General features: G+C 70.7%; 17 protein-coding genes. 6 read left to right on the forward strand and 11 right to left on the reverse strand.

Annotated elements, in window-relative coordinates; translation table 11 throughout:
- The first annotated feature begins 27 nt into the window (after positions 1-27).
- Complete coding sequence (locus tag O3438_RS21570) at positions 28-417, forward strand: PPOX class F420-dependent oxidoreductase (protein ID WP_088986885.1); 390 nt, start codon at positions 28-30, stop codon at positions 415-417.
- Between the two features lie 77 nt (positions 418-494).
- Here O3438_RS21570 and O3438_RS21575 read toward each other — a convergent pair whose 3' ends face one another.
- Complete coding sequence (locus tag O3438_RS21575; protein WP_007073996.1) at positions 495-704, reverse strand: BldC family transcriptional regulator; 210 nt, start codon at positions 702-704, stop codon at positions 495-497.
- A 251-nt stretch (positions 705-955) separates the two neighbouring features.
- Positions 956-1,795 carry a hypothetical protein gene (locus O3438_RS21580; RefSeq protein ID WP_269683712.1) on the reverse strand — a complete coding sequence of 280 codons (840 nt, stop codon included), beginning with the start codon at positions 1,793-1,795 and terminating at the stop codon, positions 956-958.
- A gap of 193 nt (positions 1,796-1,988) precedes the next feature.
- On the opposite strand from O3438_RS21580, the gene O3438_RS21585 reads away from it, so the two are divergent.
- The gene (locus O3438_RS21585) at positions 1,989-3,071 is read left to right on the forward strand and encodes a Glu/Leu/Phe/Val family dehydrogenase (protein WP_269681627.1); all 1,083 of its coding nucleotides are present in this window, start codon (positions 1,989-1,991) and stop codon (positions 3,069-3,071) included.
- A 301-nt stretch (positions 3,072-3,372) separates the two neighbouring features.
- A complete protein-coding gene (locus O3438_RS21590) occupies positions 3,373-3,588 on the forward strand; it encodes a DUF3073 domain-containing protein (protein ID WP_030332207.1) in 216 nt (71 codons plus the stop codon).
- Positions 3,589-3,724: 136 nt separating this feature from the next.
- On the opposite strand, the gene amcA is transcribed toward O3438_RS21590, so the two are convergent.
- The 5 genes from amcA to O3438_RS21615 form a co-directional block, all read right to left on the reverse strand.
- Positions 3,725-3,952: a multiple cyclophane-containing RiPP AmcA gene (gene amcA, locus O3438_RS21595; RefSeq protein ID WP_269681628.1), complete on the reverse strand. Its 228-nt coding sequence runs from the start codon at positions 3,950-3,952 to the stop codon at positions 3,725-3,727.
- Positions 3,933-5,024, reverse strand: coding sequence for a cyclophane-forming radical SAM peptide maturase AmcB (gene amcB / locus O3438_RS21600; RefSeq protein WP_332367497.1), 1,092 nt, complete (start codon positions 5,022-5,024; stop codon positions 3,933-3,935). The genes amcA and amcB overlap by 20 nt, the downstream gene beginning before the upstream one ends.
- 131 nt (positions 5,025-5,155) lie before the next feature.
- Positions 5,156-6,310: a phosphoribosylformylglycinamidine cyclo-ligase gene (gene purM / locus O3438_RS21605; protein WP_088986889.1), complete on the reverse strand. Its 1,155-nt coding sequence runs from the start codon at positions 6,308-6,310 to the stop codon at positions 5,156-5,158.
- 57 nt (positions 6,311-6,367) lie between these two features.
- Positions 6,368-7,906 (reverse strand): amidophosphoribosyltransferase, encoded by a 1,539-nt coding sequence (purF, locus tag O3438_RS21610; RefSeq protein ID WP_269681630.1) that lies wholly within the window; start codon positions 7,904-7,906, stop codon positions 6,368-6,370.
- Between the two features lie 158 nt (positions 7,907-8,064).
- Positions 8,065-8,427 (reverse strand): sterol carrier family protein, encoded by a 363-nt coding sequence (locus O3438_RS21615; protein ID WP_269681631.1) that lies wholly within the window; start codon positions 8,425-8,427, stop codon positions 8,065-8,067.
- Between the two features lie 161 nt (positions 8,428-8,588).
- Between O3438_RS21615 and O3438_RS21620 the strand changes: the two genes are divergently transcribed.
- On the forward strand, positions 8,589-10,610 hold the full coding sequence (locus O3438_RS21620; protein WP_269681632.1) for a carboxypeptidase regulatory-like domain-containing protein: 2,022 nt from the start codon (positions 8,589-8,591) through the stop codon (positions 10,608-10,610).
- Between the two features lie 258 nt (positions 10,611-10,868).
- Here O3438_RS21620 and O3438_RS21625 read toward each other — a convergent pair whose 3' ends face one another.
- From O3438_RS21625 to purS, 4 genes are all read right to left on the reverse strand, one after another.
- Entirely contained in the window at positions 10,869-11,624 is a 756-nt protein-coding gene (locus O3438_RS21625) for a 2-phosphosulfolactate phosphatase (RefSeq protein WP_269683713.1), read from the reverse strand.
- A 4-nt stretch (positions 11,625-11,628) separates the two neighbouring features.
- Positions 11,629-14,307, reverse strand: coding sequence for a phosphoribosylformylglycinamidine synthase subunit PurL (gene purL / locus O3438_RS21630; protein WP_269681633.1), 2,679 nt, complete (start codon positions 14,305-14,307; stop codon positions 11,629-11,631).
- 88 nt (positions 14,308-14,395) lie between these two features.
- A complete protein-coding gene (gene purQ, locus O3438_RS21635) occupies positions 14,396-15,079 on the reverse strand; it encodes a phosphoribosylformylglycinamidine synthase subunit PurQ (RefSeq protein WP_269681634.1) in 684 nt (227 codons plus the stop codon).
- Positions 15,076-15,339 (reverse strand): phosphoribosylformylglycinamidine synthase subunit PurS, encoded by a 264-nt coding sequence (gene purS, locus O3438_RS21640; RefSeq protein ID WP_030491392.1) that lies wholly within the window; start codon positions 15,337-15,339, stop codon positions 15,076-15,078. Before purS ends, purQ begins: the two co-directional genes overlap by 4 nt.
- Positions 15,340-15,695: 356 nt before the next feature.
- On the opposite strand from purS, the gene O3438_RS21645 reads away from it, so the two are divergent.
- Both O3438_RS21645 and O3438_RS21650 read left to right on the forward strand, forming a co-directional pair.
- On the forward strand, positions 15,696-16,379 hold the full coding sequence (locus O3438_RS21645) for a S1 family peptidase (RefSeq protein WP_269681635.1): 684 nt from the start codon (positions 15,696-15,698) through the stop codon (positions 16,377-16,379).
- Positions 16,380-16,403: 24 nt separating this feature from the next.
- Complete coding sequence (locus tag O3438_RS21650; protein WP_269681636.1) at positions 16,404-16,967, forward strand: YbjQ family protein; 564 nt, start codon at positions 16,404-16,406, stop codon at positions 16,965-16,967.
- The last annotated feature ends 69 nt before the right edge of the window (positions 16,968-17,036 follow it).

Genomic DNA, 17,036 nt, shown 5'->3' on the forward strand with positions numbered 1-17,036 from the left:
TAGCCGCAGCGGTCGTATCCTGGCGGCGTGACCATGCTGGACCGGCTGTCGGCCGAGAAGTACATCCTGCTCACGACCTTCCGCAAGGACGGTCGGGCGGTGCCGACCCCGGTCTGGTCGGTACGCGACGGTGACGCGTTGGCGGTCTGGACCCGGGCCGACTCGGGCAAGGTCAAGCGGATCCGCCACAACGGCGAGGTGACGGTGGCTCCGTGCGACGTACGGGGTCGGCCACACGGCGCGGAGGTGCCGGCGCACGCGACGATCTATGGGAGCGGCGACACCGGTCGGGTCCGTGACCTGCTCAAGCACAAGTACCGCCTGATCGGTCGGCTCAGTCTGCTGGGCAGCCGGCTTCGCCGGGGCGAGGGCGGCACGGTCGGCATCCGGGTGACGCTGGCCGAGTCGCGGCGCTGAGTCGACTCGACGCGGGCGTGGAAAGGGGCGGCGGATCGAGATCCACCGCCCCTGACCGGAAAGAAACTGGTGCCGACTCAGTCGCCCTGTCGCTGCTGCGGGATCTGACCCTGCAACAGCGCCCTGACCTCCGACTCGCGGTAGCGACGGTGGCCACCCAGGGTGCGGATGGCGCTGAGCTTGCCAGCCTTGGCCCACCGGGTCACCGTCTTCGGGTCGACACGGAACATCGACGCCACCTCGGCCGGTGTAAGTAGCGGCTCTGGTTCGTGCGTTCGCGATGCCATCGGTCACTCCTCCACATGTATAGACATCGGCCGGGGTCCCGCCGGCCGACGCGTCTCCCATGGTCCGGCTAGTCCCCGATGTCCGACATGGGCCGAACGGATGAAGGTCCCTAGACGGACGGATGAACCATGCCCGATTTTTACGACTTTTACACGGCAGAAAGTACCTTATTCGGACTCATGATCACGGTTCGTGATGCGTCAACTACGAGCACACCTCACCTTGGGAGCGCTCCTACGGCGATTTGCCCCTAGTTGCACCGCTCCAGCAACTGCACCGCGCGCCAGCGGGCCACCAACTTGTCGTACGCGGCCGACGCCTCGTCGGCCTCACCGCGCGACAGCCCCGCGAGGCCTGCGGCGACCAACTCGGGAGAGTCGTCGGCTTCGAGCGTCTCGTCGGACAGAAGGTCCACCAGGCCGCCATAGTCCAACTCGACCACCGAGCGGGGATGGAACTCCTCCAACCAGCGAGCCGCCTCCTCCACCGCCTCGGTGATCGGCGCGTCACCCACCGACTTGCGCAACACCGACAGCGCACGGGAGGACCGACGGCGGGCCTTCGAGATCTCCGTGCGGTAGCGCAACGCACGTCGCCCCGGCTGGGTGACCAGATCCCGTTCCGCCGGGTCGAAGAGCACGAACCACCGCAGCGGCACGCCCCAGGTGGCGATCTGCTCGTGCACGCGGGGTACGCCGTGCTCCAGCACCCGCGCACCGCTGCGCCAGTCGTCGACGACCGCCCTGGCCTGCCCGGCGAGCACCGGTGGCACGAAGGCGTCGGCGAGCACCGAGGGCACGCCGTCCCGAGCGCTGAGCGCCGCCTCAGCGACCCGGATCCGCAGGTTCCACGGGCAGACCAGGAGGCTGTCGTCCGTCTCCAGGACGTACGCCTCCTCCGGCAGGTCGGGCAACCGGGTCCAACCGGCGCCCAGCGCCTCGATCACCGCCGTCCGCTGCCGGCCGGGCCCCTCGACGGGGGCGATGGCCCGCCCCTCCGAGACGTATCGGCGCCAGTAGCTCTGCCGGTCCCGGTCGAAGGCGGTCAACGGTTCGTACACGCGCAGGTAAGAAGCGAAGAGCGACGGCACGGCGCGATCCTCCCACGAACCACAGCCGTACGCGGTCAGCGGCCGGACCACGCGCGCCGCAACGTGGGACGGCGGCGGCGCGTCGAGCACCCACACGGCGGCCGATACTAGGCTCGATCACACCGGCAGCATCCCCGCCGGGGTCCACCAGGTCCGCGTCCCACAAGGGCGCACACCACTCCAGGAGCCAATCATGGGCGTATTCGCGAGCACCGACGACCCGGTATCGACAGGTCACGAACAGGTCGTGTTCTGCCAGGACAAGCAGAGCGGCCTGAAGGCGATCATCGGGATCTACTCGACCGCGCTGGGGCCGGCGCTCGGCGGCACCCGCTTCTACCCGTACGCCAGCGAGGAGGACGCCCTCGCCGACGTGCTGGACCTGTCCCGTGGGATGGCGTACAAGAACGCGCTCGCCGGCCTGGACCTGGGTGGCGGCAAGGCCGTCATCTGGGGTGACCCGGAGCAGGTCAAGAGCGAGGCGCTGCTGCGCGCGTACGGGCGCTTCGTGGAGTCGCTGGGCGGCCGCTACTACACCGCCTGCGACGTCGGCACGTACGTGGCGGACATGGACGTCGTGGCCCGGGAGACCCGTTACGTGACCGGTCGCAGCGTCGAGCACGGCGGCGCGGGCGACTCGTCGATCCTCACCGCCTGGGGTGTCTTCCAGGGCATGCGGGCCGCCGCCGAGCACGTCTGGGGCACCCCGAGCCTGCGTGGCCGCCGGGTCGGCGTGGCCGGCCTGGGCAAGGTCGGCAAGTACCTCACCGGGCACCTGCTGGAGGACGGCGCCGAGGTGGTGGCCACCGACGTCAACCCGAAGGCGCTGGAGTGGGTGCGCAGCAACCACCCGCAGGTCACCCTGGTGGACGACGCCAGCGCGCTGGTCGCTGCGGACATCGACGTGTACGCGCCGTGCGCGCTGGGCGGCGCCCTGAACGACGACACCGTCCCGGTGCTGCGCGCCAAGGTGGTGGCCGGCGCGGCGAACAACCAGCTCGCCCACCCGGGCATCGAGAAGCTGCTGGCCGACCGGGGCATCCTCTACACGCCGGACTACGTGGTCAACGCCGGTGGCGTGATCCAGGTCGCGGACGAGATCGAGGGCTTCAACTTCGACCGGGCGAAGCTCCGGGCGACCCGGATCTACGACACCACCCGCGAGATCCTGCGTCTCGCGGACGCCGAGGGCGTGCCGCCCGCGGTGGCCGCGGACCGGCTGGCCGAGCGGCGGATGGCGGACATCGGCCGGCTCCGCGGGATCCACCTGCGCTGAGCCTTCCCGGAGGCGGGTCGACGGGATCCGCCTCCGGGCCACCCGTGTGGGCGCGGCTGGGTAAGCTGAGGCCGGATCGAATTTTGGTGCGGTTTGTCCGGTGTCACGGGCGCTAACCGTTCCGCTCCTTACCCGGTACACTGGGTGACGGCCGGATCGACGCGACGCGCAGAGCCGGCTGACGGTAACCCGAGGTGCCGAACGGTGGCATCCCCATGTACCGTAAGAGCCACGAGAGATGCCTGACGTCATCGGGGCCCGCCTTCGGGCTGCCCCGCATTCTGTGCGAGGGGGTCGAGCCATGGGGCGCGGCCGTGCTAAGGCCAAGCAGACGAAGGTGGCCCGGGAGTTGAAGTACCACTCCCCGAACACCGACCTCACCGCCTTGCAGCGCGAACTGGCGGGTGCTGGTAAGTCTGAGCACCACTTCGACGACGACTCTAAAGAGTTCGTCGACGACGATGATGAGGATCACGCGGACGACGATCCGGATCCCTGGGTCCGTCCGACCCGCTGACCTCTCGACGCAGCTGAGCACGCGGTGATCCCCGCGTGCTCACGCACGTCCCGTGCAGGTGCAGTCGCCGACGATCAGGGGCCTGACCCGACCGGAAACACTCCGGCCGCTCGACAGGCCCCTGTTCACGGCCCCCTCAGCGCGGGCGATTGTTCCAGTTGTAGAACGTCGGGATGTTCTCGAAGTGGTTCCAGGCACAGACCGCGCTCGCGCCGTCGCCGCCTGACACCTCCGAACGCAGGCGTCGCGCGGCCTCGGCCTCCCGCAACAGCGCGACGAGGGCAGGAGCAGCCTCCCGCACACGCTCGTTGACCCCGTCATCCGCTGTGCGCTCGGGCCGCCGGTCACTGGTGCTCTCGGGCATGCTCCAACACTCCCTCCAATAGGCGGATCTTGCTGTTGCGGCAGTGCTCGGTCTCCGTACCGTCAAAACGCCCCAGCTCGAAGTAACGGTTGGCGGCATGACCACCGCCGCAGAAGCCGAAGTAGGGGCAGGACGCCCGACACGCCTCCACACCGGTGAGGAACTCCCCGACCCACGGCGTCGCCGCCGCCGCGCCGAGGATCTCCGCCAGTGGGGTTCTCAGGACGTTGCCGCTACTGAAGTCGCCGTAGCGGGGGTGGGTGAAACCAGCCAACTCCGGGGACAGCACGGTCACCGAGCCGTCGTGACCGATCGTCGGGATCGGGTCCAGGTGGCGGGGCAGCACACCGTCGGCCGAGCCGTCGAGCACCGCCGCGGCGTACCGCAACGACCACTCCACCTCGCGGAGGTGGATCCGGGGCGCACGCCGCCAGGCCGCCACCAACTCCGCCCAGAACGCGGTCACCGCCGACGCGTCGTGGCGGTTGCCCCGGGTGTTGACGCCCTCGGTCTCCTCGATGTTGATGCCCAACACGTCGCAGCCGAGGTCGAGGAAGTAGTCGTACAGCTCGGTGGCCAGCCCTCGCTCCGGGCGGGACACCACGGCCAGTGCGGAGAAGGGCAGACCGCGCCGGCGCAGCGCCGCGACACCGCGCACGATCCGGTCGTACGCCGGCTGGCCTCCCCGGTTGACCCGATCACCGTTACGCGCCCGCGGACCGTCGACGCTCACACTCACCCGCATCTCGTGCCGGGCGAAGAAGTCGCACCACTCGTCGTCGATCAGGGTGGCGTTGGTCTGCACGTGGTGCTCGACCTCGGGCCCGAACGGCGCGATCAGGTCGGCCAGGTGCTCCGGGCCGGCAGCCAACGGTTCGCCGCCGTGCCAGACCACGGAGAACCGACCCGCCACCGCCCAGGGGTTGACCGCCGCCGCCACCGCCTCGGCCACCGCCACCGGCATGCGCTGGTCGGTGGCCCGAAACGGCAGGTAACAATACGCGCAGTCGAGGTTGCACAGGGTCGTCGGCTGCATGACGACGTACGACGGGACGGCGGCAAGACCGCGCATCCCGCTGAACGACTGTCCCCGAGCAGCCATCGCCCTCCTCCGCCGGCTCTGAAGGGTGCCCTTCAGGCTAGGCGGCATTGGCCACTCGGGTGAAGCCCTGATCAGGTGCCCGTACGATCACCAGAGGGTGATCATCCCCGGGTGTGCTGACCGACCATCTGCACGTTGCCGGTGCCCTCGATGATCTCGCCGGCCTGCCACGCCTCGACACCACGGCCGGTCAGCGTGGCCAGCGCCCGGTCGGCGTCCTCGGCCGACACGATCGCGAACATGCCGACACCCATGTTGAAGGTGGACTCCATGTCCTGGTCGTCGATGCGACCCTTCGTCTGGATCAGGTCGAAGATCGGCTGCGGCTTCCAGGTGGACCGGTTGACCACCGCGTCGACGTGCTCCGGCAGCACCCGGACCAGGTTGCCGGGGATGCCGCCGCCGGTGATGTGGGACAGCGCCCGCACCTCGGCCTCGGCGATCAGCTTCAGGCAGTCCTTGGCGTAGATCTTGGTGGGGGTGAGCAGCTCCTCGCCCAGGGTCCGCTGCCGACCGAAGTCGTCGATCACGATGTCCAGGCGCATCCGGGCCGCACCGAGGAGCACGTGCCGGACCAGCGAGTAGCCGTTGGAGTGCAGGCCGGAGGAGCGCATCGCGATCACGACGTCGCCCACCTCGACCCGCTCCGGGCTGAGGATGTCGGCCTCCTCGACCACACCGACACCGGTCGCGGAGATGTCGTACTCGTCCGGGCGGAGCACGCCCGGGTGCTCGGCGGTCTCCCCGCCCAGCAACGCGCAGCCCGCGTAGCGGCAGCCGTCGGCGATGCCCGCCCCGATCTCGGCGACCTTGTCCGGAACGACCTCGCCGGTGGCGATGTAGTCGAGCAGGAACAGCGGCTCGGCACCGCACGCCACCAGGTCGTCCACGACCATCGCCACCAGGTCGATGCCGACCGTGTCGTGGATGTCCATCTGCTGAGCGATCACCAGCTTGGTGCCCACCCCGTCCGTGGAGGACGCCAGGATCGGGTTCTTGTACTTCTTCGTGTCCAGGCGGAACAGGCCGGCGAAGCCGCCGAGGTCACCCAGCACCTCCGGCCGGCGGGTCTGGCGCACCTTCGACTTGAGCAACTCCACCGCGCGGTCACCCGCGTCGATGGAGACCCCGGCATCGGCGTACGAGACCGAGCGTTTGCGGGCCTGGCGGCCAGCACCGCCCGTCCACGGCTGACGGTCGCCGCCGGCGCCGGTCGGGCTGCTTCCTGCGCCGCTGCGCTCGGACACGTGCGTCACGGTTCTCCCCTTTGGTTCTCGGTGCCGCCGGCGGTAGCCGGGCCGCGCCGGTTGGTGCTACGGGCGGTTTGCGGTAACGCCACCCGGAGTGGCGACGGACGAGCCGTTCACGTGCGAGCCTTCGAGCGCCGAGTTGGCGACGCGTCGGCCCACACCTTCGAGCACGTGCTTGCCGATCAGGTTGCCGGCCGGCAACTCGATCGGGTACTCCCCATCGAAACACGCCCGACACAACCGGGTCTTCGGCTGCTCGGTCGCGGCGATCAGGCCGGGAAGCGAAACGTAGCCCAGCGTGTCGGCGCCGATGGAGCGCCGGATGCCGTCGTTGTCCAACCCGTTGGCCAGCAGCTCCGCCCGGGTGGCGAAGTCGATGCCGTAGAAGCACGGCCAGCTGACCGGTGGGGAGGAGATCCGGACGTGCACCTCCAGCGCCCCCGCCTCACGCAACATCCGCACGATCGCGCGCTGGGTGTTGCCGCGAACGATCGAGTCGTCCACGACGACCAGGCGCTTGCCCCGGACGTTCTCCCGCAGCGGGTTGAGCTTGAGCCGGATGCCGAGCTGACGCAGGGTCTGCGACGGCTGGATGAAGGTACGACCCACGTACGGGTTCTTCATCAGGCCCGCGCCGTAGGTGATGCCGGACGCCTCGGCGTAGCCGATGGCGGCCGGAATGCCGGACTCGGGCACGCCGATGACGAGGTCCGCCTCGACCGGGTGCTCCTTGGCCAGCTGCCGACCGATCTGCACCCGCGTCGCGTGGACGTTGCGCCCGGCGATCGTGGCGTCCGGGCGGGCGATGTAGACGTACTCGAAGAGACAGCCCTTCGGCTCCGGCGCGGCGAACCGGGTGGAGCGCAGGCCGTTCTCGTCGATCGCGATCAGCTCACCCGGCTCGACCTCACGCACCACGCTGGCGCCGACGATGTCCAGGGCGGCGGTTTCGCTGGCCACCACCCAGCCACGCTCCAGGCGACCGAGCACGAGCGGGCGGACACCGTGCGAATCGCGGGCCGCGTAGAGGGTCGACTCGTCCATGAAGACGAAACTGAACGCGCCACGCAGCTGCGGCAGCACCTCCAGCGCCGCCGCCTCGACCGACAGGTCCGGTCGGCCGGCCAGCAGCATCGTCACCAGGGAGGTGTCGTTGGTCGAGCCGTCCGCGACGAGGCCGCGCTCGGCGACCTCCTTCTCCAGCTCGGCCGTGTTGACCAGGTTGCCGTTGTGGGCCAACGCGATGGTCGTGCCCGAGGTGGTGGAACGGATCGTCGGCTGGGCGTTCTCCCAGTTCGACGCGCCGGTGGTGGAGTAGCGGGCGTGCCCGATCGCCAGGTGGCCGCGCAGGCTCGCCAGGGTGGGCTCGTCGAAGACCTGGGCCACCAGGCCGAGGTCCTTGTAGACCACCACGCCGGAGCCATCGCTCACCGCGATGCCCGCCGCCTCCTGGCCCCGGTGCTGCAGGGCGTAGAGGCCGAAGTAGGTCAGATTGGCAACCTCTTCGCCGGGGGCCCAGACGCCGAAGACGCCACAGGCATCCTGGGGGCCAGGTCGTTGGGGGTCAAGGTCGTGGCTCAGCCGGCCGTCGCCTCGGGGCACCTACCGCTCCCTCATGCTGGTCTGGACCGGCCGGGCGGGATCACGGGCGGATCCACACTTCTCTGCCGGGACCACTGTCGTCGCCTGACAGTGTACGCGAATCGCCGTCAGCACAGATAGTCACGAATTCTGCGCGGAGCGTCACGCTAAGTAGGACGTCATGACAATTCGAGGGGCAGATGCGCCGAGAGGTCCGCCCGGACACCACTCATCTGAACCCGACCCTCGGCGACCGCCTCGGCCCAAGCGATCCTCCCGGTCGCCAACCTCAGCCAGGTGTCCGGCGCCATCTCGACCACGTTCGGCGGATTTCCCCTGGTGTGTCGAGGTCCGGGTACGCACTGGATCGCCCCGTATGGTGGGACGCGCACCTCCACCGATCGGCCGGGGGCGCGCTCCGCGAGGACGGCCAACAACGACCGGACCGCCTCTCGGAACACCGTCCGTTCGGGCGTACGGCCCTCGTCGAGCGCCGACAATGCGGCAGTTACGGCAGCGGACTTACTGTGCGGAGAGGACACGACGGGACGATACGACCCGCAGGCCAACTACCCGACGCTGGCCCTGGGTCGCGCCGATCCAGTCGGACAAGGCATAGTTGCCGACGGCGTATTCGAACCGTGATGATCCCCGGCCCGGCGCCCCGCCGGTCAGAGGGAAGTCAGCCCGGAAGGCGGTGGACGTGTCAACACACCGACGTGCCTGGAAGCAGCGGGCCGGTGTGGTCGTAGCGCTGGTTGCCGGCGCTCTGCTCGCCGTCCCCGCCACACCGGCAATGGCCGCAGAGGTCACCGTTTCCCCTGGCTCGGTCACCGTGAACGCCGGCAGCGACGCCACAGTCACCGTGCGCGTTACGGGCGGCAACGAGGACAAGGAAAAAAAGGGAAAGATCAGTCTTTCTGGCCTGCCATCCGGCGTCAGCTGCGCCAGCGGCTGCGGCGATTTCGACTTTCCCGGCGGCCTGGGTAACCCGTCAAAGACGGTGCTGGTCAGGATCGCGGCCAACGACAGCGCTGGCGACGCGAACGCCACTGCCACCGTGGCCGTCGAAGCCGACTCCGGCCCGAATACCGCTTCCCTGGCGGTGACCGTCAAGGGCAAGGCCGCGCCGCCGCAGGCGCAGACCGTGCAGTCGGTCTCCGGCAAGGTGGTCGCGCAGGCCGACGGCAAGGCAGTGCCCAACGCTGTGGTCATGCTGCTGGACAGCACCGGCAAGCGCTTCGACACCACCAGCGACGGCAGCGGCAACTTCCGCTTCACCGGCACCACGGGCAACCCGATCGCGCCGGGTCGACTCGACCTGGGTGCCAGCTTCGACAACGTGGTGGCCCGCAAGACCATCAACGCCGCCGCCGGGCAGGCACTCACCGGTCAACGGATCAGCCTCGCGATCAAGACCGAGGTGACGCCCAGCCCCACCCCGTCGGCCAGCGCCGAGGCGACTCCCACCGAGGAGGTCACCGAGGAGGGCGCCGAGGACGAGGCGAGCGAGGAAGCCAGCCCTGGCGCGCCGGCGAACGCCTCGAACAACGAGGACAGCGGCGGCGGCGCGGGTTCGTACCTGATCATCCTGCTCGGCGGTCTCCTGGTGGCCGCCGGTGTCGGCACCATCGTGCTGCTCTGGATGAAGCGCAAGGAGAACGGCGGCGACGACGACGCCGTGCCGGCCACCGGTGGTGGCCCGGTCCCGCCCACGCGCGGTGGCGGCTTCCGCGGCCCCGACGACCAGACCCGGGTGGTGGGTGGTCGACCCGGCGCGGACCCGACAATGATCGGCGGCGCGGCGCTGAGCGAGGCGCCGACGATGATGCACCGCCCGGTCGTCGACGACGTCCCGCCGGACCCGTACGGCGCGCCGGCGCAGGCGTACGGCGGCGCGGGCCAGCAGGGCTGGGGCGGCGCCGGTTACGGTGACGAACCCGCACCCGGTGGCTACGGTGCCGGCGGCTACGGCAACGACCCGGCCTCCGGTGGTGGCTACGGTGCCGGCGCAGCCGGTGACGGCTATGGCGCCGCGCCCGGTTCCGGGGCCGGCTACGGTGGTGCGCCGACCTCCGGTGGCGGTTACGGCAGCCGGGACTACACCGCCCAGGCCGGGGCGGCGGGCTACCCGCCGGCTCCCGCCGGCGGAGGTGCCTACGGCGAGCGGTACGACGAGCCGACCGGCCGTTACACCGGCGACAACACCCAGTACCCGGCGCCGGCCGACCCGTACGCGACGGGTGTCTACCAGCCCGAGCAGGGGCAGGGCTACGGTCAGCCGGACACGGCCCCGTACGGCGGACGGGCGGCTGAGCCGACCGGTGGGTACGGCGGACCGGCGGCCGGCGGCTACGACCAGGGTGGCTACGGTCAGCCGGCTGGTGGCTACGACCAGGGCGGCGGCTACGGCCAGGAACCCCCGCAGCAGGGCGGCGGCTACGGCCAGGAGCCTCCGCAGCAGCGCGGCGGCTACGACGACCGGGGCTACGACCAGGGCGGCTACGGCCAGGAACCCCCGCAGCAGGGCGGGTACGGCCAACCGGCCGGTGGCTACGACCAGGGCGGCGGCTACGGTCAGGAACCCCCGCAGCAACAGCGCGGCGGCTACGACGACCGGGGCTACGACCAGGGCGGCTACGGCCAACAGGCTGGCCGCGGCCGACCGGACACCCCGCCGCCCACCGAGCGGGGCGGTCGACGCCTCGACTGGCTGGACGACTGACCGAGAACAGCACGCGAACGGCCACCCGGAGATCCGGGTGGCCGTTTCGTCTATGGCAAGATCCACTCGCCTGACCAGATGTCGGGGCATCCGGCGGACCTGGACACCCCGACTTCACGAAAGCCGAGTCGATCAACGCGGGCGGACCGGCCCGGCAGAGGGTGGCGGCGGGCGGAGCGGAGCGCGGGCGCACCTTGCGCAGGCGGCCGTTGACCCGGCGGCCGTTGACCCGGCGGTCGCTGGTCGGGCGGCCGTTCGTCAGGCTGCGGAAAAGACGCCCTGGCGGAGCACCGGCACGACGTCCGACACGCCGATCCGGACTGCGACGTCCACGTCCTCGGCGAAGCCGCCCTCGGTCAGCTCGCGCCCGGAGACGCTGCCCCGTACGGCGGCGGACACGTCCGGAGTGCTGGCCAGCGCGGCGAGCGCCATGGCCGCCTCCACGGACAGCCCACCCGGCACTCCGGAGAGGGCGTCCAGCACCGAGGCGGCACCGAGTTGATCCTCCACCGACGGGCGCAACGAGCCGTCCGGCCAGCGCTCCCCGGCAGCGATCACACCGATCGGGGCGTCCACAGTGCCGTACCCCTGGCGGTGCAGCCAACGCCCGACGGCGCCCGCGTTGCGCAGGCACGCCGCGACCACCGGTAGGCCGGTGGCACTGGCGGCGGCGCTGATGGCGGAGCCGTTCGGCGAGGGCAGGACCAGATCCGCCACCACCGGCGCGGCGACCAGCGCGGCGGGCGAGAGCGACCACGGATGCGTCGCGGTCACCTGCCGCCGACCCACTGCGGCGACCGCACCGACGCGTAGTGCGTACTCGGCGGCCTGCTCACCCCAGGGGAAGGGGTGCACCCGCATGCCCCGGGCGACCGCGACCTCCACCGAGGTGGTGAACGACAGGACGTCCACCACCACCAGCGCCGCACAGACCCGCCCGAGTTCGGCCGCGCCGGTCGGGCCCCAGTCGAACCTGGCGCCCGAACCGGGTTGGCCGTAGACGGCGGCCGTCAACGCCTCAGCGCTCGTCAGGCGACGGCTCGGTGGCACCGGTCTCCGAGTCGGTGGACCCGTCGGAAGACTCCGACCCGATCGGTTCGACAGCACCGGTCTCCGGGGAGGGGCCGGACGTAGCGATGGGCTCGGAAATCACCTCGGCCGGATCCACCGGTGCGGCCTCCTCGTCCGAGGTGACCGGCAGCGGTACGCCCTCGACCGCACCCGCCACACCGGCGGCCGGCGCGGGCACCTCGACAGCGGCCGAGCCCCCGAAGAGGCGCGGCAACGTCTCGGTGTGCGCGGCGCGCAGCTCGTCCAGGCCGATCCGGAACTGCCCGTGCACCTCGAGCGCCCCGCCGGACGGGTCGGTGACACCGATCAGCTCGAACGGCACGCCCCGTTCGGCGCAGAGCGCCGCGAACGCCTTGTCGTGGCCACGCGGCACCGACACCAGCGCCCGCGTGGCGGTCTCGCTGAACAGGTAGACGAACGGCATCGAACCCTCGGTGAACTGCTCCGGCACCGCGATCCGGGCACCGACGCCACGGCGAAGGCAGGACTCGACCAGGCTCTGGGCGAGACCACCGTCGGAGAGGTCGTGTGCCGAGCTGAGGTGCCCGACCCGGGCCGCCTCGGCCAGCAGGTCGGCGAGCGCCTTCTCCCGGGCGAGGTCGACCTGCGGCGGGATGCCACCGAGGTGCTCGTGCGTCACCCAGGCCCACTCCGAGCCGGACAGCTCCACGTTGGTCTCGCCGAGCAGGTAGAGCTGGTCGTGGTCGCCACCGGCGCGCGGCACGAAGCCCATCGGCACCCGGTCGGCGACGTTGTCCAACACACCCAGCACACCGACCACCGGGGTCGGGTGGATGGCCGCCGCGCCGGTCTGGTTGTAGAAGCTGACGTTGCCACCGGTCACCGGGATGCCCAGCTCCAGGCAGCCGTCCGCGAGGCCGCGCACGGCCTCGGCGAACTGCCACATCACACCCGGGTCCTCGGGGGAGCCGAAGTTGAGGCAGTTGGTCACGGCGATCGGCTTCGCGCCGGTCACCGCGACGTTCCGGTACGCCTCGGCCAGGGCCAGCTTGGTGCCGTTGTACGGGTCCAGTCGGGCGTACCGACCGTTGCCGTCCACCGACAGCGCCACACCCAACCCGGTGCGCTCGTCGATCCGGATGACGCCGCCGTCCTCCGGCTGGGCGAGCACTGTGTTGCCCAGCACGTAACGGTCGTACTGCTCGGTGACCCAGGTCTTGTCGGCCAGGTTCGGCGACGCGATCATGCGCAGCACGGTCTCCCGCAGCGCCTCCGGGTCGGACGGCCGGGGCAGGGTCTCGGCCCGGTCGGCCTGGAGCAGGATCAGGTCGGCCGGCTCCCGCATCGGTCGGGCGTAGACCGGGCCGTCGTCGACGAGCGAACCCGGCGGTACGTCGACGACCAGGTGGTCCTGCCAGGTGATCAGCAGCCGACCCGGACGTCCGTCCGGCTCCGGTGCGGTGACCTCACCGATCGCGGTGGCGAGCACGCCCCACTTCTCGGCGGTCTTGAGCACCGCCTCCAGCTTGTCCGGCTCGACGACCAGCAGCATCCGCTCCTGCGACTCGCTGGCCAGGATCTCGTGCGGCTCCATCGAGGGCTCGCGCAGCGGCACCCGCTCCAGCCAGACCCGCATGCCGGTGCCGGCCGCGGCGGCGGTCTCGGTGAGCGCGCAGGTCAGACCGGCGCCGCCGAGGTCCTGGATGCCGACGACCAGCTGGCCGTCGTACAGCTCGAGGCACGCCTCGATCAGCAGCTTCTCGGTGAACGGGTCGCCGACCTGCACGGCGGGGCGGCGCGCCTCGCTGCCCTCGTCGAAGGTGGCGCTGGCCAGCACCGACACGCCGCCGATGCCGTCGCGCCCGGTCTTCGCGCCCATCAGCACGACAACGTTGCCCGGGCCGGCGGCGGCCTTGTTCTGCAGCCGGTCGACCGGCAGCACGCCCAGGCAGAGGGCGTTGAGCAGCGGGTTGCCCTGGTAGGAGGGGTCGAAGACCAACTCGCCACCGATGTTGGGCAGGCCGAGGCAGTTGCCGTAGCCGCCGACGCCGGCGACCACGCCGGTGAGAACCCGGGCGGTGTCCGGGTGGTCCGCGGCACCGAAACGCAGCGGGTCCATCACCGCGACCGGGCGGGCGCCCATGGCGAGGATGTCCCGGACGATGCCGCCGACGCCGGTCGCCGCACCCTGGTACGGCTCGACGAAGCTCGGGTGGTTGTGCGACTCGACCTTGAAGGTCACCGCCAGCTCGTCGGAGATCTGCACGACACCGGCGTTCTCGCCGATGCCGGCGAGCAACCGGTCGCTGTGCGGGGCCTTCTCGCCGAACTGACGCAGGTGCACCTTGCTCGACTTGTAGGAGCAGTGCTCGCTCCACATGATCGAGTACATGGCGAGCTCGGACTGCGTCGGCCGGCGGTCGAGGATCTGCCGGATCCGGTCGTACTCGTCGTCACGCAGGCCCAGCTCGGTGTACGGCTGAAGCTCGCCCGGGGTGCCACCGGCGCGCGGCACGGTGTCCACGCCCTCGGTCCAGACGGCGGCGGCCGGCTGGGCGGGGGCGGCCGCCGGGGCGACGGGCTGCGCCGGGCTCGGCTCAACCGGCTGCGCCGGGGCGGAGTACGCCTCCGGGGTGTCCCGTACCGGGTCCGGATGGGTGGTCATGACCTCTCCTCGCTGCGCTCGTGCCCGCCGGAACGGCGGTTGAGCAGACCGATGATCGTGACGCTGGTCACCGCGGCGCTCCTCGCACTCACGCGGGCGCCCCGACAAGGTGCTTGAGGACCGACGTGAAGAAGCCGAGGCCGTCCAGCGAAGGGCCGGTCAGCGCCTCCACCGCGTGCTCGGGGTGCGGCATGATGCCGACCACGTTGCCGGCGGCGTTGGTGATCGCGGCGATGTCCCGCAGAGAACCGTTCGGGTTGCCGCCGACGTAGCGGGCGACCACCCGGCCCTCGGCCTCGAGCTGGTCCAGGGTCGCGGTGTCCGCGACGTAGCAGCCCTCACCGTTCTTGACCGGGACGAGCACCTCCTGGCCGGGCTGGAACGCGTTGGTCCACGCCGTGCTGGCGGACTCGACACGCAGGACCTGGTCCCGGTTGCGGAAGTGCAGGTGCTGGTTGCGCGTGAGCGCGCCGGGCAGCAGGTGCGCCTCGCAGAGGATCTGGAAGCCGTTGCAGATGCCGAGCACGGGCAGACCACCCTGGGCGGCGTCCACGATCGTCTCCATCACCGGGGCGAACCTGGCAATGGCGCCGCAGCGCAGGTAGTCACCGTAGGAGAAGCCACCGGGCAGCACGACAGCGTCGACCCCGTGCAGGTCCGCGTCGCCGTGCCAGAGCCGGACCGGCTCCGCGCCGGCGATCCGGACGGCCCGGGCCGCGTCCCCGTCGTCGAGCGAGCCCGGGAAGGTGACCACGCCGACCCGGGCGGTCACGAGCGGGCGTCCGCGGTCTCGTCGGCCTCGACCAGGCGGACGGTGAAGTCCTCGATGACCGGGTTGGCGAGCAACTTGTCGGCAATCTCCCGAGCGCGGTCCAGGTCCGGTTCACCGGTGAACTCGATCTCGATCCGCCTGCCGATCCGGACCGAGGCGACGTCACCGACGCCGAGCCGGGGCAGCGCGTTTGCGACGGCCTGGCCCTGCGGATCGAGGATCTCGGGCTTGAGCATGACGTCGACGACGACGCGAGGCACTGGGCACTCCTGACTGTGTACGCAGTTGGGTGCCGACCCACATGGGGCGAGCGCAGCCAGCGTACCTGGCAGATACGGCCACGGACGCACCGGCCGGGTGCAGTTCAAGCAGTGATCGACATTGTCCGCGCTCAGGGCGGCCCGACAGGCGGGGCAGGTGGCCTCAGCAGGGCATATACGGCGCAGCGGGAGGCCGAATCGTTACATTGAGTAACCTCGATCAAATCCTTGATAACGCTCGACCTGGGCCCTACTGTACATCGACGTAAGTCGATTGAGGTGTCGGCGGGGACCTCCCACCGGCACCCATCCGCACCCGGCGACCCCGGGTCCGCCCCGCCCAAGGAGTTCACCCGATGCGCATCCGCCCCCTGCTCGCCGCCGTCAGCATCGCGTTGGTCGGCGCCCTCGGTGCCACCTCCGGCGCGTCCGCCGCCCCGCCCGGCCCGCAACCCATCATCGGTGGCACCACCGTCTCGTCGGCGCCCTGGGCCGCCGCGGTGCTCAGCAACGGCTCGTTCACCTGCTCCGGCAGCGTCATCGCCTCGCAGTGGGTGCTCACCGCCCGGCACTGCATCAACGGCACCATGTCGGTTCGGATCGGCAGCGTGAACCGCACCTCCGGCGGGGTCACCCGTACGGTCAGCGCCACCTACACCCGCAGCGACTTGGCGCTCATGCGGCTCTCCAGCGCCGTCACCACCTCGACGGTGACCCTGGCCAACAGCAACCCGCCGATCAACTCGACGAACTCGATCTACGGGTGGGGCATGACCTGCTACAGCGGCTGCTCGGCGTCGACCCAGCTGAAGACCGCCACCGTACGGGTGACCAGCAACAGCGTCACCGACGCGTACGGCGGGCAGGCGATCCGCAGCACCGAGATCAGCGGCAACGCCTGGCGGGGCGACTCGGGCGGCCCGCAGTTCTACAACGGCCAGCAGGTCGGCGTCGCCTCCACGGCCGACGGCTACAGCATCCAGAACTACGGCAGTGTTGCGTACAACCGGGCCTGGATCACCTCCGTGGCCGGTGTCTGACGGTTACCGCCCGGAGCGGCGCGGATGGTGGGCCCCGTGCCGGCCGTCCGCGCCGCGCCGTTTTGCAGCATCCGATCAGGTGAACAATGCGCCCGATCGGGTCGGGCCCCTCCTGACAGCATCGGAAACGTGCTGGTCGTGACGACGGAGCAACTGCCCGGCTACGAGATCCGCCAGATTCTCGGTGAGGTGGTGTCATCGATGGCCAGGACGCGCAACCCGTACCGCGAGGGGGTCAAGAACCTGCGCGGTGGCGCGTACGACCCGATGGCCCCGGACAACCTGACCCGGTGGCGCACCGACTCGGTGTCCCGGCTCGGCGAGGAGGCCCTGCGCCTCGGCGCGAACGCCGTGATCGGCATGCGCTTCGACAGCCGGGACTGCGGTGAGATGTGGATGGAGATCTGCGCGTACGGAACGGCGGTGATCGCCGTACCCGTCATGCCCGAGGTCATGCCGGCCGACCAGCCGGCGGTCGCCGCGGATACCGCCACCGACCCGGCCTTCGCCGAGTCCCTCGGGGGCATCGCCGAACCGGCCAGCGCGCCCAACCTGCGAACAGCCGCAGAAACCCCGACCGGAGAGTAAGAGCCTCCACCCCTTCCGCGGTGATCAAGAGCTTTCGGTCACCAGGGAGATCGAAGTTGACGCAAACCT

This window comes from Micromonospora sp. WMMC250 (assembly GCF_027460215.1).
GTDB classification, from domain to species: Bacteria; Actinomycetota; Actinomycetes; order Mycobacteriales; family Micromonosporaceae; genus Micromonospora; species Micromonospora taraxaci.

Bases quoted from the DNA above. Each gene is read 5' to 3' on its own strand.
- O3438_RS21575 (WP_007073996.1), bottom strand. From the start codon at position 704: ATGGCATCGCGAACGCACGAACCAGAGCCGCTACTTACACCGGCCGAG.
- O3438_RS21585 (WP_269681627.1), top strand. From the start codon at position 1,989: ATGGGCGTATTCGCGAGCACCGACGACCCGGTATCGACAGGTCACGAA.
- O3438_RS21590 (WP_030332207.1), top strand. From the start codon at position 3,373: ATGGGGCGCGGCCGTGCTAAGGCCAAGCAGACGAAGGTGGCCCGGGAG.
- amcA (WP_269681628.1), bottom strand. From the start codon at position 3,952: ATGCCCGAGAGCACCAGTGACCGGCGGCCCGAGCGCACAGCGGATGAC.
- amcB (WP_332367497.1), bottom strand. From the start codon at position 5,024: ATGCGCGGTCTTGCCGCCGTCCCGTCGTACGTCGTCATGCAGCCGACG.
- purL (WP_269681633.1), bottom strand. From the start codon at position 14,307: ATGACCACCCATCCGGACCCGGTACGGGACACCCCGGAGGCGTACTCC.
- O3438_RS21645 (WP_269681635.1), top strand. From the start codon at position 15,696: ATGCGCATCCGCCCCCTGCTCGCCGCCGTCAGCATCGCGTTGGTCGGC.
- O3438_RS21650 (WP_269681636.1), top strand. From the start codon at position 16,404: ATGGTGGGCCCCGTGCCGGCCGTCCGCGCCGCGCCGTTTTGCAGCATC.